General features: G+C 64.8%; 19 protein-coding genes. 8 read left to right on the forward strand and 11 right to left on the reverse strand.

What is annotated here, in order from left to right:
* Nucleotides 1-20 precede the first annotated feature (20 nt).
* Nucleotides 21-407: an MAPEG family protein gene (locus tag HAP40_RS36130; RefSeq protein ID WP_166812310.1), complete on the forward strand. Its 387-nt coding sequence runs from the start codon at nucleotides 21-23 to the stop codon at nucleotides 405-407.
* 138 nt (nucleotides 408-545) lie between these two features.
* On the opposite strand, the gene HAP40_RS36135 is transcribed toward HAP40_RS36130, so the two are convergent.
* From HAP40_RS36135 to HAP40_RS36145, 3 genes are all read right to left on the reverse strand, one after another.
* Nucleotides 546-1,736: an ABC transporter substrate-binding protein gene (locus HAP40_RS36135; protein ID WP_166812308.1), complete on the reverse strand. Its 1,191-nt coding sequence runs from the start codon at nucleotides 1,734-1,736 to the stop codon at nucleotides 546-548.
* 267 nt (nucleotides 1,737-2,003) lie between these two features.
* Nucleotides 2,004-5,168: an efflux RND transporter permease subunit gene (locus HAP40_RS36140; protein ID WP_166812306.1), complete on the reverse strand. Its 3,165-nt coding sequence runs from the start codon at nucleotides 5,166-5,168 to the stop codon at nucleotides 2,004-2,006.
* A complete protein-coding gene (locus tag HAP40_RS36145; protein WP_166812304.1) occupies nucleotides 5,165-6,364 on the reverse strand; it encodes an efflux RND transporter periplasmic adaptor subunit in 1,200 nt (399 codons plus the stop codon). The genes HAP40_RS36140 and HAP40_RS36145 overlap by 4 nt, the downstream gene beginning before the upstream one ends.
* A gap of 303 nt (nucleotides 6,365-6,667) precedes the next feature.
* Here HAP40_RS36145 and HAP40_RS36150 point away from each other — a divergent pair, with 303 nt between their 5' ends.
* The 7 genes from HAP40_RS36150 (at nucleotide 6,668) to HAP40_RS36180 (ending at nucleotide 15,243) form a co-directional block, all read left to right on the forward strand.
* Complete coding sequence (locus HAP40_RS36150) at nucleotides 6,668-7,822, forward strand: iron-containing alcohol dehydrogenase (RefSeq protein ID WP_166812302.1); 1,155 nt, start codon at nucleotides 6,668-6,670, stop codon at nucleotides 7,820-7,822.
* Nucleotides 7,823-7,840: 18 nt separating this feature from the next.
* Nucleotides 7,841-9,391 carry an AMP-binding protein gene (locus tag HAP40_RS36155; protein WP_166812300.1) on the forward strand — a complete coding sequence of 517 codons (1,551 nt, stop codon included), beginning with the start codon at nucleotides 7,841-7,843 and terminating at the stop codon, nucleotides 9,389-9,391.
* Between the two features lie 370 nt (nucleotides 9,392-9,761).
* On the forward strand, nucleotides 9,762-11,360 hold the full coding sequence (locus HAP40_RS36160; protein WP_166812298.1) for an ABC transporter substrate-binding protein: 1,599 nt from the start codon (nucleotides 9,762-9,764) through the stop codon (nucleotides 11,358-11,360).
* Nucleotides 11,361-11,402: 42 nt separating this feature from the next.
* A complete protein-coding gene (locus tag HAP40_RS36165) occupies nucleotides 11,403-12,350 on the forward strand; it encodes an ABC transporter permease (RefSeq protein WP_166812296.1) in 948 nt (315 codons plus the stop codon).
* 9 nt (nucleotides 12,351-12,359) lie between these two features.
* Complete coding sequence (locus tag HAP40_RS36170) at nucleotides 12,360-13,253, forward strand: ABC transporter permease (protein WP_166812294.1); 894 nt, start codon at nucleotides 12,360-12,362, stop codon at nucleotides 13,251-13,253.
* Nucleotides 13,253-14,260: an ABC transporter ATP-binding protein gene (locus tag HAP40_RS36175; RefSeq protein ID WP_166812292.1), complete on the forward strand. Its 1,008-nt coding sequence runs from the start codon at nucleotides 13,253-13,255 to the stop codon at nucleotides 14,258-14,260. The genes HAP40_RS36170 and HAP40_RS36175 overlap by 1 nt, the downstream gene beginning before the upstream one ends.
* Entirely contained in the window at nucleotides 14,257-15,243 is a 987-nt protein-coding gene (locus tag HAP40_RS36180) for an ABC transporter ATP-binding protein (RefSeq protein WP_166812290.1), read from the forward strand. The genes HAP40_RS36175 and HAP40_RS36180 overlap by 4 nt, the downstream gene beginning before the upstream one ends.
* Here HAP40_RS36180 and HAP40_RS36185 read toward each other — a convergent pair.
* The 8 genes from HAP40_RS36185 to HAP40_RS36220 all read right to left on the reverse strand — a co-directional run bounded on the left by HAP40_RS36185 (nucleotide 15,215) and on the right by HAP40_RS36220 (nucleotide 25,102).
* Complete coding sequence (locus HAP40_RS36185; RefSeq protein ID WP_246741217.1) at nucleotides 15,215-15,928, reverse strand: hypothetical protein; 714 nt, start codon at nucleotides 15,926-15,928, stop codon at nucleotides 15,215-15,217. The genes HAP40_RS36180 and HAP40_RS36185 overlap by 29 nt on opposite strands.
* Nucleotides 15,929-16,235: 307 nt before the next feature.
* Complete coding sequence (locus tag HAP40_RS36190) at nucleotides 16,236-18,212, reverse strand: acetyl/propionyl/methylcrotonyl-CoA carboxylase subunit alpha (RefSeq protein ID WP_166812288.1); 1,977 nt, start codon at nucleotides 18,210-18,212, stop codon at nucleotides 16,236-16,238.
* Complete coding sequence (locus HAP40_RS36195; protein WP_166812286.1) at nucleotides 18,209-19,825, reverse strand: acyl-CoA carboxylase subunit beta; 1,617 nt, start codon at nucleotides 19,823-19,825, stop codon at nucleotides 18,209-18,211. The genes HAP40_RS36190 and HAP40_RS36195 overlap by 4 nt, the downstream gene beginning before the upstream one ends.
* Nucleotides 19,826-19,935: 110 nt before the next feature.
* Complete coding sequence (locus HAP40_RS36200; RefSeq protein WP_166812284.1) at nucleotides 19,936-20,802, reverse strand: 3-keto-5-aminohexanoate cleavage protein; 867 nt, start codon at nucleotides 20,800-20,802, stop codon at nucleotides 19,936-19,938.
* 210 nt (nucleotides 20,803-21,012) lie between these two features.
* The gene (locus HAP40_RS36205) at nucleotides 21,013-21,813 is read right to left on the reverse strand and encodes an AraC family transcriptional regulator (protein WP_166812282.1); all 801 of its coding nucleotides are present in this window, start codon (nucleotides 21,811-21,813) and stop codon (nucleotides 21,013-21,015) included.
* Between the two features lie 213 nt (nucleotides 21,814-22,026).
* Nucleotides 22,027-22,683, reverse strand: coding sequence for a glutathione S-transferase family protein (locus HAP40_RS36210; protein WP_166812280.1), 657 nt, complete (start codon nucleotides 22,681-22,683; stop codon nucleotides 22,027-22,029).
* Nucleotides 22,683-23,840, reverse strand: a complete 1,158-nt coding sequence (locus HAP40_RS36215) for an acyl-CoA dehydrogenase family protein (RefSeq protein ID WP_166812278.1) — start codon at nucleotides 23,838-23,840, stop codon at nucleotides 22,683-22,685. Before HAP40_RS36215 ends, HAP40_RS36210 begins: the two co-directional genes overlap by 1 nt.
* 125 nt (nucleotides 23,841-23,965) lie before the next feature.
* Nucleotides 23,966-25,102 (reverse strand): acyl-CoA dehydrogenase family protein, encoded by a 1,137-nt coding sequence (locus tag HAP40_RS36220; protein WP_166812276.1) that lies wholly within the window; start codon nucleotides 25,100-25,102, stop codon nucleotides 23,966-23,968.
* Nucleotides 25,103-25,212: the final 110 nt, after the last annotated feature.

Here is a 25,212-nt window from a genome sequence, read left to right on the forward strand (position 1 = left end):
ATCTCTTCGAGGGACCAACGATGTATCATCTCACCGCTCTCGTCACGCTGCTGGCGATCGCATTTTATTTCTTCACCACCATCAACGTCTCGCGCTCGCGCACCAAGACCGGCATCAAGGTGCCGGCAACGTTGGGCCATCCGGATTTCGAACGCGCCTTCCGCATCCAGATGAACACGCTGGAATGGATGCCGATCTTCCTGCCGGCGCTCTGGCTGTTCGCGATCAATATCGGCGATGCCATTGCAGCGGGGCTCGGTGCAGTCTGGATCATCGGCCGCGTCGTCTACTTCGTGGGCTATTCGAAAGCGGCGGCCAAGCGTGGCCCGGGCTTTGCAATCCAGGCGCTTGCCGCGATGGCGCTGTGGGCGGGGACGCTGGGAGCGGTGGTGTTGCGGCTGGTGTGAGGCCCATCTGCGGCTTCAAATTCCACCGTCATTCCGGGGCCGGCGCACTGGCGCCGAACCCGAAATCTCGAGATTCTCAGGTGCGCAATTGCGCACCATAGTTCGATGCTTGGCATCGCCCCGGAATGACGCTGCGCGTCACTTCGTCAGCGGACAGCCGCTTTCCTTGGCGGTGAAGAACGCCTTGTCACCGGGAACGGTGGCGAGCAGCTTGTAGTAATCCCAGGGCTTCTTGGATTCCGAGGGCTTCTTGACCTCGAACAGATACATGTCGTGGACCATGCGGCCGTTCTCGAGCACCTTGCCACCTTGCGCGAAGTCGTCGTCGACCGGGAGCTCCTTCAGCTTCTTGGCGACGGCATCCGGATCCTTGGTACCGGCGGCCTTGACCGCCTTGAGATAGCTCAGCGTCGCCGAATAGGTGCCGGCCTGGATCATGTTCGGCATCCGCCCGGTGCGCTTGAGGAAGCGTTCGCCGAGATTGCGCGACTTGTCGTTGACGTCCCAGTAATAACCCTCGGTCAGCACCAGGCCTTGCGCGGCCTGCAAGCCCAGACCGTTGACCTCTGCGAGCGTCATCAGCAGGCCCGCGAGCTTCTGGCCGCCGGAGACGACGCCGAACTCGGACGCCTGCTTGATCGAGTTGGTGGTGTCGAGGCCGGCATTGGCGAGGCCCACGATCTTCGCTTTCGAGCTTTGCGCCTGGAGCAGGAAGGAGGAGAAGTCGGAGGAGTTGAGCGGCACGCGTACCGAGCCGACCACCTTGCCGCCATTGGCGGTGACGATCTCGCTGGTGTCCTTTTCCAGCGCGTAGCCGAAGGCGTAGTCGGCGGTGAGGAAGAACCAGGTGTCGCCGCCGGCCTTGGTCAGCGCACCGCCGGTGCCGACGCCGAGCGCGCGGGTGTCGTAGGCCCAGTGGAAGCCATAGGGCTGGCAGGCATCGCCGGTTAGGCGCGAGGTCGCGGCGCCGACAACGATGTCGATCTTCTTCTTTTCCTTGGACAGCTCATGGATCGCGAGCGCGACCGATGAGGTCGTTAGCTCTGTGATCATGTCGACGTTCTCGACATCATACCAGCGCCGCGCGATCGAGGCGGCGAGGTCCGGCTTGTTCTGGTGGTCGGCGGTGACGAGCTCGATCTTCTGGCCGAGCACCTCTCCGCCAAAATCCTCGATCGCCATCCTGGCCGCCTCGACCGACCATTTGCCGCCGTAATCGGCATAGACGCCGGACTGGTCGTTGAGGATACCGATCTTGACGCCCTGCGCGGCGGCCGGCCCCGCAATCAATACGGCTGAGGCCGCTGCGGCCAAAAGTGCTGATTTCATCTGTGAGCTCCCAGCAGTTTTCTGTTTTGAAATCGCGCGGATACTAGTGAACAACCCCGCTCCTGCCCATCCATTTCAGCTAGGCCGTTAGTATGGGCGCGGCTATCAAAGGACGTCGTCCCGGCGAAGGCCGGGACCCATACTCCGCAGCAGTGGTTTTACGAAGACTCGGAGTTACCGGCTCGCCCCACAGCTCTCCCCTGGGGTTTATGGGTCCCGGCCTTCGCCGGGACGACACCGTAACTTTGGACGCGTCGGGGCCACCAACTACGCCACCACCTCCGGCTTCTTGTCGCGCCGCCCCTCTGCCAGGTTCCGCACCACCACATAGAAGATCGGCGTGAACAGCAGCCCGAACAGGGTGACGCCGATCATGCCGAAGAACACGGCAACGCCCACGGCCTGCCGCATCTCCGAGCCGGAGCCGCTCGAGATCACCAGCGGCAGCACGCCGAGGATGAAGGCAAAGGACGTCATCAGGATCGGCCGCAGGCGCAGCCGGCAGGCCTCGATCACGGCCTCCAGCCGCGGCTTGCCTTCGTTCTCGATGTCGCGCGCGAACTCGACAATCAGAATCGCGTTCTTTGCCGCTAGTCCTACGAGCACGACAAAGCCGATCTGGGTGAGGATGTTGACGTCCTGACCCATGATGCGCACGCCGAGGGTGGCGGCCAAGAGGCACATCGGCACGATCAGGATCACCGCGAACGGCAGGGTCCAGCTGCCATATTGCGCGGCGAGCACGAGGTAGACGAACAGCACACAGATCGGAAACACGTAGAGGCCGGCATTGCCGCCGGTAACCTGCTGATAGGACAGGTCGGTCCATTCGAAGGTGAAGCCGCTAGGCAGGGTGTCGTCGGCGAGCTTCTTGATGGTGTTGAGCGCGGTTGTCGAGCTGACACCCGGCGCCGGCTCGCCCTGCAGCTCGGACGACGCATAGAGATTGTAGCGCGCGACACGATCCGGACCCGAGACGTCCTTGAAGTCGACCACGCTGCCCAGCATCACCATGTCGCCGGAGGCGTTGCGCGTGCGGAGGCGCGCGAGGTCCGCGGGCTCCTTGCGGAACGGGAAGTCAGCCTGGGCCGTGACGTGATAGGTACGGCCGAACAGATTGAAATCGTTGACATAGGTCGATCCGAAATAGGTCTGGATCGTGTCGTTGATGCTGGCGATGGGAACGCCGAGCTTCTGCGCCTTGGTGCGGTCAATATCGACGAAGAGCTGCGGCGTGTTGGCCGTGAACGGCGAGAACACCGTGGGGCCGAGCAGCAAGGGCGATTTGCGCGCCGCGGCGACAAGCTCGTCGGTGGCCGCGGCGAGCAGCTCGGGCCCGCGGCCCTGGCGGTCCTGGATACGGATGGTGAAGCCACCGCCGGTGCCGATGCCGGGCACGGCCGGCGGCGGGATGACGATGATGAACGCGCCCTGGAGCGCGGCGAGCCGCTTGCGCAACTCCGCCGTGATGGCGTTCGCCGTCAGCCCCTTCTTCAGCCGCGCTTCGGGCTCGTCGAACACCGGAAACAGCGCCGCTGCGTTGCCCTGCTGCGTGCGCGTCGCCCCCGAGAAGCCGGCGAAGACGGCAACACGGATGATGCCGGGCGTATCCAGCGCGATTCGTTCAATTTCGCGCACAATCTGGGTCGTGCGCTCCAGCGATGCCGCACCCGGCAATTGCACGGAGACGATGATGTAGCCGCGATCCTGCGCGGGGATGAACCCCTGCGACGTGGTCCCGATCAGCCAGCCGGCACTGCCGATCAGCACGACATAGAGCAGCAGCATCACGACGGAATGACGGATCACGAAATTGGCAAGGCCCGCATAGCCATGCGCGAGCCGGTCGAACACGCGGTTGAAGACGCCGGTGAAGGCACCCCACGCCCGCGCGATGACGTTCCAGGCGGCCGGCGGTCGCTTCTCCTCGTGCGGCGTGAGGATCAGCGAGGCCAGCGCCGGCGACAGCGTCAGCGAGCAGAAGCAGGAGATCGCGGTCGCAACCGCGATGGTAACGGCGAATTGCTGGAAGAACTGCCCGGAAATGCCGCCGAGGAACGCCGTCGGAACAAACACGGCGCATAACACCAGCGCGATCGAGACCAGCGCGCCGCCGACTTCCTCCATGGTTTTCAGCGCGGCATCGCGCCGGCTGAGGCCATGCTCGAGGTGCCGCTCGACATTCTCGACCACCACGATGGCGTCGTCGACCACGATGCCGACGGCGAGCACGAGGCCGAACAAAGTGAGATTGTTGATGGAGAAGCCGAGCGCCGCCATCACCGCAAAGGTGCCGACCAGCGAAACCGGAATGGCGATGATCGGGATGATCGCTGGGCGCCAACCCTGCAGGAACACCAGCACCACGATCACCACGAGCAGCATGGCCTCGTAGATGGTCTTGATCAGCTCATGGACGGATTGCGCGATGAACTCCGTCGGATTGTAGCCGATATTGTAGTCGAGGCCTTTCGGAAAACTCTCCTTCAGCTTGGCCATCGTATCGGAGATGCTTTTCGCGGTCGCCAGCGCGTTCGACCCCGGCCGCTGGGTCACCAGCATGCCGACGGCCGATTTGCGCAACAGGAAGCTGTTGGTGGAGTAGGAGAGCGCGCCGAGCTCGATGCGGGCGACGTCACGCAGGCGCACGGTTCGGCCGTCCGAGCCGGCCTTGATCAGAATATCCTCGAACTGTCGCTGATCCTTCAGCCGTCCGGTGAAGACGAGGTTCGGCTGGAAGGCACGGTCGGTGATCGGCGGTTCGGCGACCTGGCCGCCCGCGATCTGGATGTTCTGCGCGCGGATCGCGGCGATCACCTCGGTGGAGGTCAGGCCGAGATTGGCGATACGGTCGGGATCGAGCCACAGCCGCATCGAATAGTCGCGCGCGCCAAAAATCTGGATGTCGCCGACGCCGTCGAGGCGCAGCAGCTGGTCGCGGACCTGGAGCAGCGCATAGTTGGAGATGTAGAGCTGGTCGAAGGTGTCGTCCGGCGACAGCATGAACACGACCATGAGGATGTCGGGCGAGTTCTTGCGCGTGGTGACGCCGTTGCGCTGGACCTCTTCAGGCAGACGCGGCTGCGCGATGGCGACGCGGTTCTGCACCAGCACCTGGGCCTTGTCGAGATCGGTACCGAGCTTGAAGGTGACGGTGATCGTCAGCTGGCCGTTCGAGGTGGCCTGGCTGTAGAGATACAGCATGTCCTCGACGCCGTTGATCTCCTGCTCGATCGGCGCTGCGACCGTGTCGGACACGGTCTGGGCGGAGGCGCCGGGATATTGCGTGGTGACGACGACGGTCGGCGGCACCACTTGCGGGTATTCGGAGACCGGCAGCGTGGTGTAGGCGAGCGCGCCCACGATCAGCAGCACGATCGACAGCACCATCGCGAGGATAGGCTGGTTGATGGAGAGACGGCCAAGATTCATGACTTGCCACCGGCCGGGGCTTGCGCGGTCTGGGGGGCGACCTTGGCGCCGACGCGGGCGCGCTGGATGCCGTTGACGATGACGCGGTCGTCCGCCTTCAGCCCCTCACGGATCACGCGCAGGCCGTCGTCGAGCGGCCCGAGCACCACGGGGCGCGCCTCGACGGTGTCGTCAGGCTTGACCACGAACACGATCTTGCGGGACTGGTCGGTCGCGATCGCAACGTCGGGGATCAGCAGCGCCTCATAGGGCGCACTGCCGATTAGCCGGACGCGGCCGAACTGGCCGGGCAGGATCGACAGATCGGCGTTCTTGACCACCGCGCGGCTGCGCAGCGTGCCGGTCGAGACGTCCAGACGGTTGTCGAGGAAGTTGATGGAGCCGTCATGGGACGGCTTGGTCTCGCCGGCAAGCGAGATCTGCACCGGGTTTGCCGTATCACGCGAACTCGGGCGCCGGCCTTCGAACCAGAGCTTGCTGTATTTGATGAAGGTCGCCTCATCCATGTCGAAATAGACGTAGATCGGGTCGAGCGTCACGATCGAGGTCAGCAGCGTCGAGGTTCCGGTGTCGCTGCCCTGCACGAGGTTGCCGGGGCTGACGAGATGCCGGCTGACGCGACCCGTCAACGGCGCCGTCACATGCGTGAATTCGATATTCAGCCTGGCGGCCTTGAGCGCGCCTTCCGCCTGCACCTCGGCGGCGTGCGCAGCCTGCAAGGCCTGGCGGCGCTGGTCGACGACCTGCTCGGAAACCGCGCTGGTCTGGACCAGATTCAGGCCACGGTCGAGCTCGCGCTTGGCCAGCTCCACCTTGGCGCGCGCATCGGACAACTGGCCGTCCGCCTGCGCCGCCACCGCCTCGAACGGACGCGGATCGATGACATAGAGCAGATCGCCCTTACGCACGATGGCGCCGTCCTGGAATTCGACCGAGTTGACGAAGCCGCCGACGCGCGGGCGCACCTGCACCTCCTCGACCGCCTCGAAGCGGCCGGTGAACTCGTCCCAATCGGTGACGGTGCGCTTGACGGGCTGGGCGACAGTGACCGGCGCCGGCGGTGGGGCAGCGGCCTGTGACGCCGGCTTGTCGCAGCCGGTCAGGGCGAACGCTGCGGCGAGAAGGCCGGCGAGTGCGCTGTGCTGAACGAAATCGTGCCTTTTGACAAAATGCTCGCTTCCGTCCTGTCCGCTCATCCCAGGTCCTCGCATAAGAGCCGCAGAAACAGCAGGTTACTCGCCTGCCCGCGGGCGACACAAGATGTGTTGCGATAATGAAGGCTTCAAGACGACGGCGGACGCAATGCTGGGGTAGAGACCCTGACCAGATGACGGGTTGACAGAGACAGACGGTCGCACACGAGTGTGCGCCGGTTGACGAAGAGCGGCGTCCGCCACCTCGCCTGGAGGGGAGGAGGAGCGTCTTCGCACATGACGCGCGGCGTCCACGCGGCTAGGTTACACTCACAAAAACAAGCGAATTGTCCGGGGAGGACAGGCGTGCACCAGGGACGTGTCGTTTACGGCGCGATCGAGGAGGTCGTGTTCGGCCATCCCGCGGCCGAGGCCATCGAGGCGCAGATGGACCGGCTGGGAACGCGCCGCGCCTTCCTGATGGTTTCGGGCACGCTCAACCGGCAAACCGGCGAGATCAATGGGATCAGGCAGGCGCTCGGCGAGCGCTGCGCCGGACTGTTCGACGCCATGCCGGCACATACGCCGCGCGAGGCGGTGATCGCCGCCACACTTGCCGCGCGCGAGGTGGACGCCGATCTGATCGTCACCGTCGGTGGCGGCTCCATCACCGACGGCGCCAAGGCGGTGCAGCTCTGTCTTGCCAACGGCATCGACGATATCGAGGGCATCGATCGCATTCGCGTGCACAAGGGCGTCGCGCCGGAGATGAAGGCGCCCGTCGTGCGCCAGATCAGCGTGCCGACCACCATCGCCGGCGGCGAGTTCAGCGCGATCGCGGGCGTCACCGACCGAGCTGCGCATGTGAAGCAGATGCTGCGGCATCCGCTTACGGTGCCGCGCGCCACCATCCTCGATCCCGCCATCACCGTGCACACGCCGGAATGGCTGTTTCTGTCGACCGGCATCCGCGCTGTCGACCATTGCGTTGAAGCGATCTGCTCGCGCGAGACGCACCCCTATGCCGATGCGCAATCGGTGAAGGGCCTCGCCATGCTCGCCGATGCGCTGCCGCGGGTGAAGGCGGACCCCGCCGATCTCGACGCCCGAATGGACGCGCAGATCGGCACATGGCTGTCGATGGGGGCGCTTTCGGCCGGCGTCCCCATGGGCGCGAGCCACGGCATCGGCTACGTGCTGGGCGCAGCTTTCGACGTGCCGCACGGCTACACCTCCTGCATCATGCTGCCGGCGGTGATGCGCTGGAACGCGCGCGACAATGCCGAGCGCCAGATGATCGTCGCGGCCGCGATGGGCTATCCCGGCCAGAATGCCGCCGATGTGCTCGACGCCTTCATCCGCTCGCTCGGCATGCCGCGCAGCCTCGCCGATGTGCGCGTGTCGCCGGAGCATTTCGATGCCATTGCCGAACAGGCGATGCGCACGAACTGGATCCCGCGCAACCCGCGCAGGATCGACGGCCCCGCCGACGTGCGCGAAATCCTGCTTCTTGCCGCATGATCCACAGCCGGAGGACTGATGTACCCAGGTCAGCATGCCCGCCTACGCCCGCTCCAGCCCGCCTTCATCATGGCAGCGACAGGCGAGACCGTCACCTATCGCGAACTGGAGGCGCGCAGTAACCGCCTCGCGCATCTGTTCCGCAAGCACGACCTGAAGCGGCTCGATCATTATTCGATCTTCATGGAGAACAATGCGCGCTATCTCGAAGCCTGTGGCGCGGGCGAACGGTCGGGTCTCTACTACACCTGCATCAACTCCTTCCTGACGCCGGGCGAGCTTGCCTATCTCCTCGTCAACAGCCAGTCCAAGATCCTGATCACGTCGGTGGCCAAGCTCGACATTGCGCGCGAGGCGATCCAGGCCTGCCCCGAGGTCAAGCTCTGCATCGTTGCCGACGGTCCCGGCGAGAGCGACCGCATCGTCGGCCTTGCGGAGGTGACCGCGGACCTGCCGACGACGCCGATCTCCGACGAGTGGCTCGGCACCGCCATGCTTTATTCATCGGGCACGACCGGACGTCCCAAGGGCATCCTGCGGCCGCTGCCGGAGGAGCCGCCGAAGCACAATCTGCCGCTGTTCGATTTCCTGACGAAGCTTTGGCACTACCGCGAGGGCATGGTCTATCTGTCGCCGGCGCCGCTCTATCACTCCGCGCCGCAAGCTGCCGTGAACCTCACGATCCGCATGGGCGGCACCGTGATCATCATGGAGAGTTTCGATCCCGAGCGCTACCTTCAGCTCGTCCAGCAATGGGGCATCACCCACACCCAGCTGGTGCCGACGATGTTCTCGCGCATGCTGAAATTGCCGGAGGAGGTGCGAAAGCGCTACGCCCTGTCCTCGCTGGAGATCGCGATCCACGCCGCCGCGCCCTGCCCGGCCCTGGTCAAGGACGACATGATCAAATGGTGGGGACCGATCATCCACGAATATTACGGCGCGACCGAAGGTCTGGGCTTCACTGCCTGCAACAGCGCGGAATGGCTGGCCCATCGCGGCACCGTCGGCAAGGTGCTGCTCGGCGACCTCCACATTCTCGACGAGAACATGCAGGCGTGCCCGGCCGGCACGCCGGGCCAGGTCTGGTTCAAGACGGGGTCGCCGTTCGAATATTTCAACGATCCGGAGAAGACCAAGGAAGCGCGCTCGGCCGACGGCAGCATGAGCACCGTCGGGGACGTTGGCTATGTCGACAACGACCGTTTCCTCTACCTCACCGACCGCGCGACCTTCATGATCATCTCCGGCGGGGTGAACATCTATCCGCAGGAATGCGAGAATTTGCTGATCACCCATCCGAAGGTCGCCGATGCCGCCGTGTTCGGCGTGCCCAATCCCGACCTCGGCGAAGAGGTGAAGGCCGTGGTGCAGCCAATGCCCGGCGTCATGCCGGGTCCCGCGCTCGCGGAAGAGCTGATCGCGTTCTGCGCCAAATCGCTGTCGCGGCAGAAGGTGCCGCGCTCGGTCGATTTCGAGAAGGAATTGCCGCGACTGCCGACCGGCAAGCTGTACAAGCGGCTGCTCAGGGACCGCTATTGGGGGAACAAGGCGTCGCGGATCGTGTGAGGGGCAACCACAAGCTCGGCGTCATCCCGGGGCGCGACGACGTCGCGAGCCCGGGATCCATAACCACAGGGAGGAATTGCGGCGCAAGCTGGCAACTCCGAATCTTCGCCAAACTGCGCCCTGTGGTTATGGACCCGGATCGGCGCGCTTGTCCGGGACGAACAGCGGAGTACTGGAAGGGCAGCGATGCACTTCAGTTCCGCCTGCGCCTTCGCACCTGCACTCTCACATGATGAAAGTGTGAAACCCCGCGTCCTTCCGTCATCCGAATTGTCGAGGCGGCCTGCGGCCTTGCCGGTTGCCTCGCCGCGCGTGCGTCGCTATCGTCTGACAAACAGGCCGCAAAGGCCGTTGTCCAGGGAGGATGAGAATGCGGAGCGTTTGGGCGCTCGCCGCAATGGCGGCGCTATCTGTGCTGACGGCCTCAACCGCAACGCTGGCTGGCGAGCCCAAGCAGGGCGGTGTCCTGCGGATGTATCACCGCGACAGTCCCGGCAATGCCTCGATCCATGAAGGCGCGACCTACTCGCTCAACGTTCCCTTCATGCCCGTGTTCAACAACCTCGTCATCTACAAGCAGGACGTGGCGCAGAACAGCATGGACAGCATCGTGCCCGAGCTCGCCGAGAGCTGGGCCTGGGTGAACGACAACAAGACGCTGACCTTCAAGCTGCGCCAGGGCGTGAAATGGCACGACGGCAAGCCGTTCACATCGGCGGACGTCAAATGCACCTTCGACATGCTGATGGGCAAGGCGCAGCAGAAGTTCCGGCAGAACCCGCGCAAGACCTGGTACGACCAAGTCAACGACATCACGACCAACGGCGACGCCGAGGTCTCCTTCAACCTGAAGCGGCCGCAGCCCTCGCTGCTGGCGCTGCTCGCCTCGGGCTACACGCCGGTCTATCCCTGCCACGTTTCGCCGGCCGAGATGCGCACCCACCCGATCGGCACCGGCCCATTCAAATTCGTCGAGTTCAAGGCCAATGAATCCATCAAGCTGACCCGCAATCCCGACTATTGGCGCAAGGGGCGACCCTATCTCGACGGCATCGAGTTCACCATCATCCCGAACCGCTCGACGGCGATGCTCGCCTTCGTCGCCGGCAAGTTCGACATGGCCTTCCCGACGGAGGTCACGATCCCGCTGGTGAAGGACGTCAAGTCGCAGGCGCCGAACGCGATCTGCGAGATCGCGCCGACCAATGTGGCGACCAACATCATCGTCAACTCGACCTCGCCGCCGTTCGACAACGTCGACATCCGCCGCGCCATGGCGATGGCGCTCGACCGCAAGGCTTTCATCTCGATCATGTTCGAAGGCCAGGGCGACATCGGCGGCACCATGCTGCCGCCGCCGAACGGCCTGTGGGGCATGCCCAAGGAGATGCTGGAGACCATTCCGGGCTATGGCCCCGACGTGAAGGCCAACCGCGAGGAGGCGAAGAAGCTGATGCAGAAGGCCGGCTACGGGCCGGATAAGCATCTCGCCGTGAAGGTCTCCACCCGCAACATCCCGATCTATCGCGATCCCGCGGTGATCCTGATCGACCAGCTCAAGAACATCTATATCGACGGCGAGCTCGACGTCGTCGAAACCGCGAACTGGTTCCCGAAGGTCGCGCGCAAGGATTACATGATCGGGCTCAATCTCACCGGCAATGCCGTGGACGATCCCGACCAGTCCTTCTACGAGAACTATTCCTGCGGCTCGGAACGCAATTACACCAATTATTGCAACAAGGAGATCGAAAAGCTGTTCGACGTGCAGTCGCAGGAGACCAACGTCGAGAAGCGCAAAAAGCTGGTCTGGGACATCGACAAGAAGTTGCAGGAGGACGTCGCGCGGCCCATCATCTTCCACAGCCGCATGGGCAGCTGCTGGCAGTCCTACGTCAAGGGCATCACGATCATGACCAACAGCTCCTATAACGGCTATCGCTACGAGGATGTGTGGCTGGACAAGTAGCGCGGGCCGCGGGCAGCTGACAGGTTCGACGGGAGGCGGTGCATGTTTGCCTATCTGGTGCGGCGCCTGTTCCTGATGCTCGTGACCCTGTTCGGGATCTCGATCGTCATCTTCTTCCTGCTGCGCATCGTCCCCGGCAACATCGTCGACATCCTGTTCGCCGCCGCCGGTTATGTCGATCCCGCCGATAAGGCCAATCTGGAGAAGGAGCTCGGCATCGACGGGCCGCTGATCGTGCAATATTGGCACTGGATCAGCGGGTTCCTGCGCGGCGATTTTGGCTATTCCTACGTCTCCGAAAAGCCGGCACTCCAGGAGATCCTGCCGCGGATCCCGATCACGGCGCGCCTTGCCGGCCTCGCATTGTTGTTCTCGGCCTCCATCGGCATCCCGCTCGGCGTCATCAGCGCGGTGAAGCAGGGCACGAAACTCGACTACGCCCTGCGCGTCGTCAGCCTCAGCGGATTGTCGCTGCCTTCGTTCTGGCTCGGCCTTCTGATTCTGACCGCATCGGTGGCGATGTTCGGCCAGATGCCGATCTTTAATCCCAATCCGCAGACCTGGCTCGAGGCGTTCGCAACCTATGCCGTCCCGGCCGCCGCCGTCGGTTTCCGCAGCGCGGCGCTGACCATGCGCATCACACGCTCCTCGATGCTGGAGGTGCTGCGACAGGATTACATCCGCACCGCCCGCGCCAAGGGCGCGTCCGATGCCGCCGTGAACTATCACCACGCGCTGAAGAATGCGATCCTGCCCGTCATCACCGTGATCGGCATCGAGGCCGCGTTCCTGATCGGCGGCCTGATCGTGACCGAGACGGTATTCAACATTCCCGGCGTCGCCCGCTACCTGGTCGAGGCGATCCGCTGGCGCGATTATCCGATCGTGCAGAACCTCGTGATGTTCATTGCGGTCGTGGTGGTGTTCGCGAATTTCACCGTCGACATGCTCTACGCGGTGTTCGATCCGCGGATCAGGTACACGGATTAGGAGATCAGCTTGGCCGCGATCGACTTCGACGTTGAACTGAGACGCGCCGGGGCGCATGCGACCGGCGGCTGGCGGCGCGTGCTGTTCATGGCGCAGCGGCACGTGCTGGGCGCGGCCGGGCTCGTCATCATGACGGCGTTCGTGCTCACCGCGATCTTCGCCGACTTCATCGCGCGCTACGATCCGCTGACGGTCGATTCCACCCGCGCACTGATGCGGCCCAGCCTGGCGCACTGGATGGGCACCGACTCCTTCGGCCGCGACGTCTTCAGCCGCGTCATCCACGGCGCACGGATCTCGCTTGCGGTCGGGCTCGGCTCGACCGCGCTCGGCGGCACCATCGGGGTGATCGTGGGGCTCACCTCCGGCTATCTCTCCGGATGGGTCGACCTCATCTTCCAGCGCGTCTCGGACGTCCTCCAGGCGCTGCCGCTGCTAGTGCTCGCGCTGGTGATGACGGCGGCGCTCGGTCCGTCCTTGCCGAACGTCATCCTCGCCATCGCCATTCCACTGATCCCGACGGTCGCGCGCGTGATCCGCGCCAACACGCTGGCGCTGCGCGAGCAGCCGTTCGTGGAAGCCGCGAAATCGATCGGCATGAGCGAGATGCGGATCGCGCTGCGACACGTGCTGCCGAACACGCTGGCGCCCCTGATCGTGCTCGCCACCGCGCAGCTCGGCTCGACCATCCTCACCGAAGCCTCCCTCTCCTTCCTCGGCCTCGGCATCCCCGAGCCTTATCCGTCATGGGGCCGCATGCTCTCGGAATCCGCCGCCGAATATGTCCGCACGGCGCCTTGGCTGGTGATATTCCCGGGCATCGCCATCAGCCTCGCCGTATTCGGCGCCAACCTGTTCGGCGACGCCTTGCGCGACGTCCTCGACCCACGGCAGCGCGGCTGATGGCTGACAAATCCGATCTCGTGCTCGACGTGAAGAACCTGAAGACGGTGTTCTTCACCAATTCCGGCCTGTTCAAGGCCGTGGACGATCTCTCCTTCAGCGTGAAGCGCGGCGAGACGCTGGCGATCGTCGGCGAATCCGGTTGCGGCAAGAGCGTCACGGCGCTCTCGCTGATGCGGCTGGTGCCCGATCCGCCTGGCCGCATCGTCGGCGGCTCCGTGTCGCTCGAAGGCACCGATGTATTGGCGCTGGAGGAAGCGGAGATGCGCGCGATCCGCGGCAATCGCATCTCCATGATCTTCCAGGAGCCGATGACATCGCTCAATCCGGTCATGCGGATCGGCGATCAGATCGTCGAGGCGGTGCGGCTGCACCGGAACCTGTCGGCCAAGGAGGCCGGGAATATCGCGGTCGAGATGCTGCGGCTGGTGCGCATCCCCGAACCGGCGCGGCGCGCACGGGAATATCCGCACCAGCTCTCCGGCGGCATGCGCCAGCGCGCGATGATCGCGATGGCGCTGGCCTGCCGGCCGGCGCTGCTGATCGCGGACGAGCCGACCACCGCACTCGACGTCACCATCCAGGCGCAGATCCTGGCGTTGATCCTCGATCTTCAGAAGGAGCTCGGCACCGGCCTCGTGCTGATCACGCATGATCTCGGCGTCGTCGCGCAGACCGCGCAGCGCGTGATCGTGATGTATGCGGGCCGGAAGGTCGAGGAAGCCAGCGTCGAGGCGCTGTTCGCGTCGCCAAAGCATCCCTATACGCGCGGGCTGATGGCCTCGATCCCGGCGGTGCCGGCCTCCGGCGCCGCTGCGCAGGCGCGGCTGAACGAGATTCCCGGCACTGTGCCCTCGCTGGTGCGGCTGCCACAAGGGTGCGCCTTTGCGCCGCGCTGCAAGCTCGCGATCAAGCGCTGCGAGGCCGAATATCCGCCGCTGACGGATTGGGGCGGCGGCCATCTCGCGGCGTGCTGGCGTGCGGCGGAAGTTGCGGAGGTGGCATGACCGAAGCGCTGCTCGAAGTCACCGATCTCAAGAAGCATTATCCTGTGCGAGCGGGCGTGCTGCGCCGGCGGGTGGGCACCGTGCATGCGGTCGATGGCGTGTCGTTTTCACTCGGCACCGGCGAGACGCTCGGCCTCGTCGGTGAATCCGGCTGCGGCAAATCGACGGTGGCGCGCAGCGTGCTGCGGCTGGTGGAGCCGACCTCGGGGCAGATCCGCCTCGAGGGAGAAGACATCACCCATCTCTCCAAGTCCGATCTTCGTCCGCACCGCCGTTCGATGCAGATCGTGTTCCAGGACCCCTTCGCCTCGCTCAATCCGCGCATGACCGCGGGCGACATCGTCGGCGAGCCGCTCGCCGTGCATGGCCTTGCGACCGGCAAGGCGCTGGAGGCGCGCGTCGCAAGGCTGTTCGAGCAGGTGGGCTTGAGGCCGGACCAGATGCGCAACTTCCCGCATCAATTCTCCGGCGGCCAACGCCAGCGCATCTGCATTGCGCGGGCGCTGGCGCTGGAGCCGCGCCTGATCGTTTGCGATGAGCCGGTCTCCGCGCTCGACGTCTCGATCCAGGCGCAGGTGATCAACCTGCTGATCGACCTGCAACGCCAGCACGGCTTCTCCTATCTCTTCATCGCGCACGACCTCGCCGTGGTCGCTCATATCAGCCACCGCGTCGCCGTGATGTATCTCGGCCGTATCGTCGAGATCGCCGACAAGGACGAGCTGTTCCGCAACCCGCGGCACCCCTATACGCAAGCCCTACTCGCCTCCGTGCCGGTCGCCAATCCCCTCGCGAAGAAGCTGGCCCCGCTGGTGGACGGCGATGTGCCGAGCCCGGTCAACCCACCCTCGGGCTGCGCGTTTCACACGCGCTGCCGGTTCGCGATGGAGCGATGCAAGACCGAGCGGCCGGCGCTGGTGGACGCCGGCGACGGGCATCAGGTCGCGTGCTTGCTCAATGAGGGGACGGGACGGAGCCAGTAGGCCGTAACGCCCGGATCACCGGCCAGGCCGCCAGCGCGGCCGAGAGATGCTTGAGCGTGTGGCCCGAGACGATGTGTCCGGTCGCTTCGAAGATCGTCGCGTCGCCGAGTTCGAAGAGCTTGGCGAGCACGTAGAAGACGATCACGCCGCCCAGCGGCACGCCAAGCGCACCGGGCCGGGAACGTGTCAAGGCCAGCCCCACGGCAATCGCCATGCCGCCGAACTGTACGACAACCCACGGCGTGAGATTCTCTCGTGCCACCCAGGCCGCGAGCAGTCCCGCAACCATCATCAGAACCAGCACCGCTTCGCCCGCGCGCACGCTGATGCGCTCGCTGGCAGCGATGCCCAGAAAACCCGCGAAGGCCACCGCCATGCCGAGACGATCGGCCACGAGCCGCTGCGGCATGTCGGGATCCAGATGATAAAAACCAGAGCCCAGGCAAGTGAGGATCAGCCCGATGAAAAACCAGCTCGCACCCACGGGCGCGTCCTTGCGGGCGCGCAGCCGCTCCGAGCCCCAGACACCCATCGCGAGAAAGGCAAGATTGCTCAGCACGTCACCGGCGTTGGGGACGCCGAGCCAGTCGCGCGTATCGACGAAATGCGGGATGTGCCAGCCGGCGGCCGGCAGCGCGGGCGCGAAGAGCGCCGCGAGCGCGAGAACGAAAATCGCGATCGTCAAATATTTTTCGCGGAGTTGCGGGGCGACGAAAGGGAAACGGCGAGACACTGAGCTGAGGATGGCATCGGTCGCCTGGACGGGATCATGTGCGCGGGACATACGGGCTCCGAATCGAATTGAACAATGTTCAATGTTTGTAGCACAAACATGAACAACGTTCAATATCGAATAGCACAAGATTGAGCCTGAATTATATTATTGGAATCATTTGTATTTCTACGATTCGCCAGAGGCAGGCAAGGCGACGGGCGCCGGTGGGCACGGCGCTTCGCGCCCTTGTCCACCCGACGGGACCGAGTAGGCCGCGCTAGGCGACCCCAATCTCGGCGACGATCCTGCCCGTCGTGACTTGCTCGCCTTCGGCGACGTCGATCGCCGCCACCACGCCGTCGACGCCGGCCTTGTGGACGTGCTCCATCTTCATCGCCTCCAGTGTCAGCACCGGCTGGCCGGCGGTGACGCGCTCGCCGGGCTTCACCAGCACGGCGACGACGCGGCCGTTCATGGCGGCGCGGACTTTTCCATCTCCGCCGTTGCTCGCGGCAGCCTTCGGTGCGGCGAGCGTCAGGTCGGTTGCCGCGAGCGGAATACCGTGGTGCTGGACGTATAGAAGGTCGCCGTCGCGCAGGAACCTTGCGGTGTCCATCACGCCGTCATGGCGGAAGCGGATCGCGTCGGCATCGAGCTGGTCGATCTCGAATTTCCCCAGGCCGCCGCCGGCGGCAACGATGTAGATGCCGTCGCGCTCGCGCGTGACCTCGAGCTCATGCGCGTGGCCAGCGATCTCGATTCTTGCGGGCAGCGGAAATGTTGCCGACAGGCTCCGGCCACGGCGCCATGAAGGCGCGCGGGGATTCGTGACGTAGAGCAGCAGGCCGGCCAGCAGGGCAGCGAACGCGCCATCCGCCCGCGGCGCCAGCAGCTCGTCGCGATGCGCACCGATGAACGCCGTCGTGGCATCACCTTTGGCGAAGCCGGGATGCCGCAGGCACGACATCAGGAACGCCTGGTTGGTGGTCACGCCAAATGCCGCGAGCTGCTCCAGGCCGACGATCAACCGTCCCCGCGCCTCCTCGCGGCTCGCACCATGGCTGATGATCTTGGCGATCATGGAATCGTAGAACGGCGGAATCTCCGAGCCCGATTGCAGCGCATGCTCGACGCGGATGCCATCCGGCACCTGCCAGCGCACCATCCGGCCGGACTGCGGCATGAAATCCTGCGCGGCATCTTCCGAGCAGACCCGCACCTCGATGGCGTGGCCGGAGAATTTGATGTCCTGCTGCTTGACCGGCAACGGCTCGCCGCGCGCGACGCGCAGCTGCAGCTCGACGAGATCGAGCCCGGTGATCGCCTCGGTCACGGGATGCTCGACCTGGAGCCGGGTGTTCATCTCCATGAAGTAGAACTCACCGCTCGCATCGAGCAGGAATTCGAGCGTGCCGGCGCCTTCGTAACGCAGCGCCTTGACGGCGGCGACCGCGACCTCGCCCATCTTGGCGCGGAGCTCCGGCGTTACCGCAGGTGACGGCGCCTCCTCGATCAGCTTCTGGTGCCGCCGCTGCACCGAGCAGTCACGCTCCCCGAGATGGATGGCGTTGCCATGGCTGTCGCCGAACACCTGAATTTCGATGTGGCGCGGGTTCTGGATGGCGCGTTCGAGGATCACCGTGGGGTCACCGAACGCCGCCTTGGCCTCCGATCGCGCGCTGCGCAGGGCATCGGGAAACGATGCTGGGTCTGTGACAAGCCGCATACCGCGTCCGCCGCCGCCGGCAACGGCCTTGATCATCACGGGAAAGCCGATCTTTCCGGCTTCCACCAGCATGATCTCGTCGCCCTGCTCGGCGCCTTGATAGCCGGGCACGCAGGGCACGCCGGCCTTCTTCATGATTTCCTTGGCGCCGGCCTTGTTGCCCATCGCCTCGATCGCCTGCGGCGACGGGCCGATGAAGACGAGGCCGGCATCCTTGCAGCTTCTCGCAAACTCCTCGTTCTCGGCGAGGAAACCGTAGCCGGGATGGACGGCGTCAGCGCCACTGGCTTTGGCCGCTTCAATGATCGCGGGGATGTTCAGATAGGATTGCGCCGGCAAGGCTTCGCCGATGCGCACGGCCTGATCGGCCTGCTTGACGTGGAGCGTGTCGCGATCGGCATCCGAATAGACCGCAACGACGCCAAGGCCCAGCTGCCGCGCACTGCGCATCACACGCAGTGCGATCTCGCCGCGATTTGCGACCAGAACCTTGAAGAACGGCCGATGCTGCACTGATCCGTTCCTCATGGGCGGGCCACCGAGAACTGCATGCGCTGGGGCGTGCGCGCGTCGCCCTCGCGGCAGATCGCGAGCACTTCGGACAATACCGCGCGGGTGTCGCGCGGATCGATGACGCCATCGTCAAGCACACGCGCGCTGGTGGAGAACACGTCCATCTGGCCGTCGAACACGCCGATGATCTGTGCCTTCATCGCGTCCAGCTTGTCCTTTTCGATCGGCTTGCCGCGGCGCGCGGCAGCGGCCTCGGTCACGATCGCCATGGTCTCGGCGGCCTGCTCGCCGCCCATCACGGCGGTCTTGGCGTTTGGCCAGGAGAAGCAGAAGCGCGGATGGAAGCCGCGGCCGCACATGCCGTAATTACCGGCGCCGAACGAAGCGCCGCAATAGATCGTGATCTGCGGCACCGTCGCCGAGGTCACCGCCTGGATCATCTTCGAGCCGTGCTTGATCATGCCGGCTTCTTCGTAGGATTTGCCGACCATGTAGCCGGTGGTGTTGTTCAGATAGAGCAGCGGCGTGCGGGTCTGGCAGCAGGCCTGAATGAAATGCGTCGCCTTGTTGGCGCCGGCCGGATCGAGCGGACCGTTATTGGTGATGATGCCGATGGCTTGGCCCTCGATGCGGGCATGGCCGCAGACGGTGGCCGGGCCGTAGTTCGGCGCCATCTCGGTGAAATCGGAATCATCGACGATGCGCGCGATCACCTGCTTCATGTCCACCGGACGCTTGTGGTCCATCGGCATGATGCCGAGCAGCTCGTCCTGATCGTAGCGCGGCGGCTTGAATTGCGGCGTCGCCTTGCCCGGCCGCTCCCATTCCATCGCGGCCATGATCTCGCGCGCGATGCGCAGCGCGTCGCGGTCGTCTTCGGCGAGATAATCGCCGAGGCCGGAGACCTGGGTGTGCATCTCGGCGCCGCCAAGCTCCTCCTCGGTCGCGATCTCGCCGGTCGCGGCCTTGAGCAGCGGCGGCCCTGCGAGGAAAGCGCGGGTGCGGCCGCGCACCATGACGATGTAGTCGGAAAGACCGGTCTGGTAGGCGCCGCCAGCGGTGGACGATCCGTGCGTGACCGTGACGACCGGCAGGCCGGCCGCCGAGAGCCGGGCGAGGTTGCGAAAGATATTGCCGCCGCGAACAAAATCCTCGACACGATAGCGCAAGAGATTGGCGCCGGCGCTTTCGACGAGCTGGACGTAAGGCAGCTTGTTCTCCAGCGCGAGCTCCTGCACCCGCAGCGTCTTGTCGAGACCATACGGCTGAAGCGCGCCGGCATCGATGCCGGCGTCGTTGGCACTGACCATGCAGCGGATACCCGAGACGAAACCGATGCCGGCGATGACGCCGCCGCCTGGGACGCTCTTGGCCGCATCCGCTACGTCGAACATGTAGCCGGCGAGCGTCGACAACTCGATGAACGGCGCGCCGGGATCGAGCACCAGCGCGACGCGCTCGCGAGGCAGCAGCTGCCCGCGCTTGTGGAAGCGGTCCTTCGCTGCCGCCGAGGCAGCGCGCGTGCGCTCTTCCAGCGCGCGCATGCGGTCGATCAGGCCGAGCATGCCGTCACGGTTGGCGTGGTAGGCGGCACCGCCGGGGGAGATGGTGTTTTCGAGAATGGACACAGTTTACTCCGTCATTCCGGGGCGATGCGTAGCATCGAACCCGGAATCTCGAGGTTCTCAGGTGCGCAACTGCGCACCCAGTTCGCGCTGCGCGCGCCCCGGAACGACGTTCAGCGATTCGTCCCAAAGATCTTCCGCGCCTCGGCGGGGCTCGCGATCTCGCGGCCGGCGCGGCGGGCGCAGGCGGCGACAGCCTCGATCAGCTGGCCATTCGACGTCACCTTCTTGCCGTCGGCGAGGTAGAAGGTGTCCTCGAGGCCGGTGCGCAAGTGACCGCCGAGCTCGGCGCAACGCTGGTGCAGCGGCCAGATCTCCTCACGGCCGATCGCGGTGACCTGGAAATGCGCCTCGGGGCGCTTCAGCTTGATCAGGATCGGCAGCAACTCCGGGTCCGAAGGCATTCCCGAAGCAACGCCCATCACAAAGTTATATTCGAGCGGGCCCTTGTACATGCCGACCTGGTGGTACATGCCGACGCAGCGGACGATGCCGACGTCGAAACATTCGAACTCGGGAATGGTCCCGACCGCGTTCATGACGTCGAGATAGTCCTTCACCTTCTCGACCGCGTTGTCGAACATCATCGGCGGCCAGGCCCAGGTATTGTCGGCCTTGACCTTCAGATAATTCAGCGAGCCGGCGTTGCAGGCGGCGATCTCAGGTTTCGTCTCGCGGATGCAATCCAGCGCACCCGAGTAGTTCGGCCCCGATACGCCCGAGGTGTGGTTGATGATGACGCCGGGGCAGGCCTCGCGAATCGCCTGCTGGATTTCCTTGCTGACCGCGACCTCCCAGGACGGCAGATGCCCCTTGTTCGGCGCCTGCTGGCGCAGATGGATGTGCATGACGGACGCGCCGGCATCGAACGCAGCTTTGGCCTCGCGCGCCATCTGTTCGGGCGTCACGGGCACGTTGTGCTGCTTCGGATCGGTGAGCACGCCGTTCAGCGCGCAGGTGATGACGGCCTTGTCGCTCATGCCTTGACGCTCATGACTTGGATGTCTCGCATGTTGAGAATTCAACGCTTGCGATCATGTGACGCGCCGCATGCGGCTTCTTGCGCGGAGAAGCTGAAGAAACGAGATGCCGTAGGGCGGGCAAAGGCGCTCCTGGCCGTGCCCACCATGTTTCGGCGATCAAGAAAGGTGGTGGACACGCTTCGCTTTGCCCACCCTGCGAGAGCGAGGTTAGCTCGCCTCAGCCAGCCTCACCGTCTCGGTGCTGCGATAGATCGCAAGGTCGCGCGAGCCGACGAAGATCGCGCGCGGCTTCAATCCGTAGAAGCGGCGGATCGAGTGGCTGAAATGCGTGGAATCGGGATAACCGATATCCTGCGCGAGATGGGCGAGGTTGAGGTCCTGGTTGGCGAAGTGCAACAGATGCCGCGCGCGCTTCCAGGCGCGGAAGGAGCGGAAGGAGATCCCGGTCTCTTCCTTGAACAGATGCAGGAAGCGCGAGGCCGAGAGGCCCGCTTCGGCCGCGCACGTGTCAGCCGTCACCGGCTCGCCGGAGAAGCGCTCGATGCGCGCGACTGCACGCGTCACACGCGGGTCGAGCACGCGGCGCGGCAGCGCCTCACCAAAACACATCTCGTCGAATTCGGCGGTGGTGATGTCACCATAGCGACGCTCGCGCAGCAGCGCGTAAGCAGCGAGGATCTTGCGGGCAAAGACGGCCCGGTCCGGTCCCATCAGCCGCTGGGCCAAGGCCTCGATCACGCCATCCGGCATGCTCTCAGGCTCCAGCGTCACGCTGATTGCAGTGCGGTAGTCACTGGCAATGGAATGCCGCTGGTTCGGCAGGGTGACGAACAGCTCGCCGGTGGCGAGGACATCGTCGATCGTCAGATACAGGTTGCCCTTGACCGCGACATAGACGTGGCAGCAGCCAGGAGTCCGCTTGCGCGGCCGGCCGAGCAGGCCGGCATAGAACACGCGCTCCGGCGTGATCAGCATCAGATGGTCGGATTCGCGACCTTTATCTTCCATTGGGATCCTCCTCGCGCGGCTCTCTGGCCGCTGCGGACGAAGGTCACCTTAGCGGAAATTCGGGCGCTGTCACGACGGGATAGCGCTGTCATGAAAACAGCCGCTATCGTTCCGGGCGGTCCATTGGACCGAACCCGGAACCTCGCGATTCTCAGCTGCGCAATTGCGCACCATAGTTCGATGCTTCGCATCGCCCCGGAATGACAGCGTCCGTTACGCCCTCACCCTCGGCGCAATATTCTGCTCTTTTCCGGCCTTTTGCTCCGCAGCAACGGCGCGCTTGAAGCCGTCCCGCTGCTGCAGGCGCGCCCAATAGGCTGCGACATTTGGCCCGAAATCCTTGGCGAGGCCGATATTGTCGGCAAGGCGAAGCGCATAACCGATGACAATGTCAGCGGCAGTGAAGCGGCCTGCGCACAAGCTTTCGGCATTTGCGGTGGCTGCCTCGACGGCGCGCAGGCGTCCCAAGAACCATTTGGCATAATCGCCGGCGACCTGCGGATTGCGCCGCTCCTCCGGCTCGAGCTGGGTGTATCTGAGCACCAGCGTCTGCGGGAAAGTCAACGTCGCATCGCTGAAATACATCCAGTTCAGGAACGCGCCGTAGGCGGGATCTTCGGGGCCGACCATCAGCGGTGTCGGACCATATTTGATGCCGAGATAATGGCAGATGCCGGAGGACTCGGTCATCCGCGTCTCACCGTCGATCAGGAAGGGGATGGTGCCGAGCGGATTGATGCCGAGATAGTCCTTGGCGAAGACCCGCGGCGGGAACGGCAGCATCTTCAGTTCGTAAGGCAGCCCCATCTCCTCCAGCATCCAGAGCGGACGGAACGAGCGCGCGGCGTCGCAGTGATAGAGCGTGATCATCAGGCCTTACTCCCGGGCAGCGTGCCCATCATCTTGCACAGGACCATCAGCATGACCTCGTCGGCGCCGCCGCCGATCGAGGTCAGGCGGCTGTCGCGATAGGCGCGGCTGACCGGCGTCTCGTTGGTAAAGCCCATTCCGCCCCAATATTGCAAGCAGGCGTCGGTGAGCTCGCGGCCGAGCCGCCCGGCCTTCAGCTTGGCCATGGTCGCAAGCCGCGTCACATCCTCGCCGGCGACCAGTTGCTCCGCGGCCCGATAGATCAGCGCGCGCAACAGCTCGACCTCGGTCTGCATCTCCGCGAGCTTGAAGTGCACGATTTGGTTGTCGAGGATCGACTTCCCGAACGCCTTGCGGTTGCGGGTGTACTCGATGGTCTGATCGATGATGTATTCATGCGCCTTCAGGCAGGCCGCCGCGCCCCAAAGCCGCTCCTCCTGGAACTGGATCATCTGATAGGTGAAGCCCTTGCCCTCCTCGCCGATCCGGTTGCGCTTGGGTACGCGAACATTGTCGAAGAAAATCTGCGCGGTGTCCGACGAGCGCATGCCCATCTTGTCGAGCTTTCGGGCCACCGTGACGCCCTTGCTCTTCATGGGCACGCAGATCAGCGACTTGTTGCGGTGAACCGGACCGTCGCCGGTGTTCGCGAGCAGGCAGATCCAGTCGGCCTGGGTGCCGTTGGTGATCCACATCTTGCCGCCATCGATGACGTAGTCGTCGCCGTCGGCGCGCGCATTGGTCTTGATCGAGGCCACGTCCGAGCCTGCACCGGGCTCGGAGACGCCGATGCAGGCGACGTAGTCGCCGGAGATCGAGGGCGCCAGGAATTCGCGCCGCACCTCGTCCGAGCCGAACCGCGCCAGGGCCGGCGTCGCCATGTCGGTCTGCACCCCGATCGCCATGGGTACGCCGCCGCAGGTGATCGCGCCAAGCTCCTCCGCCATCATCAGCGCGTAGGAATAATCGAGGCCCGAGCCGCCGAATTCCACGGGCTTGTTCAGGCCGAGGAAGCCGAGGCTGCCCATCTTCTTGAAGAGGTCATGCGCCGGGAAGATGTCCGCCTTCTCCCACTCATCGACGTGCGGATTGATCTCATTGGCGATGAATTTCTGCAGGGACCGGCGGATGTCGTCGTGATCGGCGGTGAATAGCATTTCTTTCCTCTTCGTCATTCCGGGGCGCGCGAAGCGCGAACCCGGAATCCATTCCTCTACGGAGTCTGGAGCCCGATGGATTCCGGGCTCGTGCGCGTTGCGCACGCCCCGGAATGACAGAGAGGTCACAACCCCATCTGCCTCGAAGCCAGATCCTTCATGATCTCCTCGGTGCCGCCGCCGATGGCGTTGACCTTGACCTCGCGGTAGATGCGCTCGGCCTTGATGCCGCGCATGAAGCCGGCGCCGCCGAAAATCTGCACAGCCTCGGAGGCGCAGAAGGCCATGGTCTGTGTCGCCTGGTTCTTCATCATGCAGATTTCGGCGACCGGGCTCTCGCCCTGCTCCAGCCGCCAGGCCAGCATCTCCAGCATCGCCTGGCTTGCGGCGACCTTCTGCGCCATGTCGACGATCTTGTGGCGGATGACCTGATGCTGGGCCAGCGGCTTGCCGAAGGTCTTGCGCTCCCTGGCATAGGCGATCGCCTCGTCGACACAGACCCGTGCGAAGGCGGTGCAGCTCGCCGCCATGCCCATGCGCTCGCTGTTGAAGTTCTGCATGATGATCTTGAAACCCTGTCCCTCCTCGCCGATCAGATTTGCGGCGGGCACGCGGCATTCGTCGAAATGCAAGGTCGCGGTGTCGGAGGCCCACCATCCCATCTTCTTCAGCTTGGTCCGCGACAGGCCCGGCGTATCCCCCTCGATCAGGAGCAGGCTGACGCCGCCGGCGCCCTCGCCGCCGGTCCGCACGGCAACGGTCAGATAATCGGCACGCACGCCCGAGGTGATGAAGGTCTTCTCGCCGCTCACGACGTAGTGATCGCCATCGCGACGGGCTCGGGTGCGCAGGTTCGCGACATCGGAGCCGCCGCCCGGCTCGGTGATCGCGAGCGCCGAGATTTTCTCGCCCGACAGCACCTGCGGCAGCACGCGTGCCTTCACCTCGGGCCGTGCCGCCCGCGCGATCGGCGGCGAACCGATGGTGTGGCTCATCAGGCTGGCGCTGATTCCGCCGGCACCGGCTTGGGCCAGCTCCTGGCTGGCCACGATCTTCATGAACTGGTCGGCGGCGATCCCGCCATATTCCTCGGGGAATCCGAGTCCTAGCAGCCCGATCTCGGCCGCCTTGCGATAGAGCGCGCGCGGGAATTCGCCGGCCTCGTCCCATTCATGGGCGAACGGCGTGATCTCCTTTTCGACGAAGCGGCGCATCGCGTCACGGAACGCGTCGTGCTCGGCGGTATAGAACGGGCTCTTCATCGCAGTCTCGCCTCGTTGGCGGATTCGTCTCAGCCACCATCGCCGGAACATGGGCGGCCCACTTGCGCGCAGTGGCTGATCCGGACGAGCCACGTCGCGCAGATCATGGT

Source organism: Bradyrhizobium sp. 1(2017) (genome assembly GCF_011602485.2).
GTDB lineage: Bacteria > Pseudomonadota > Alphaproteobacteria > Rhizobiales > Xanthobacteraceae > Bradyrhizobium.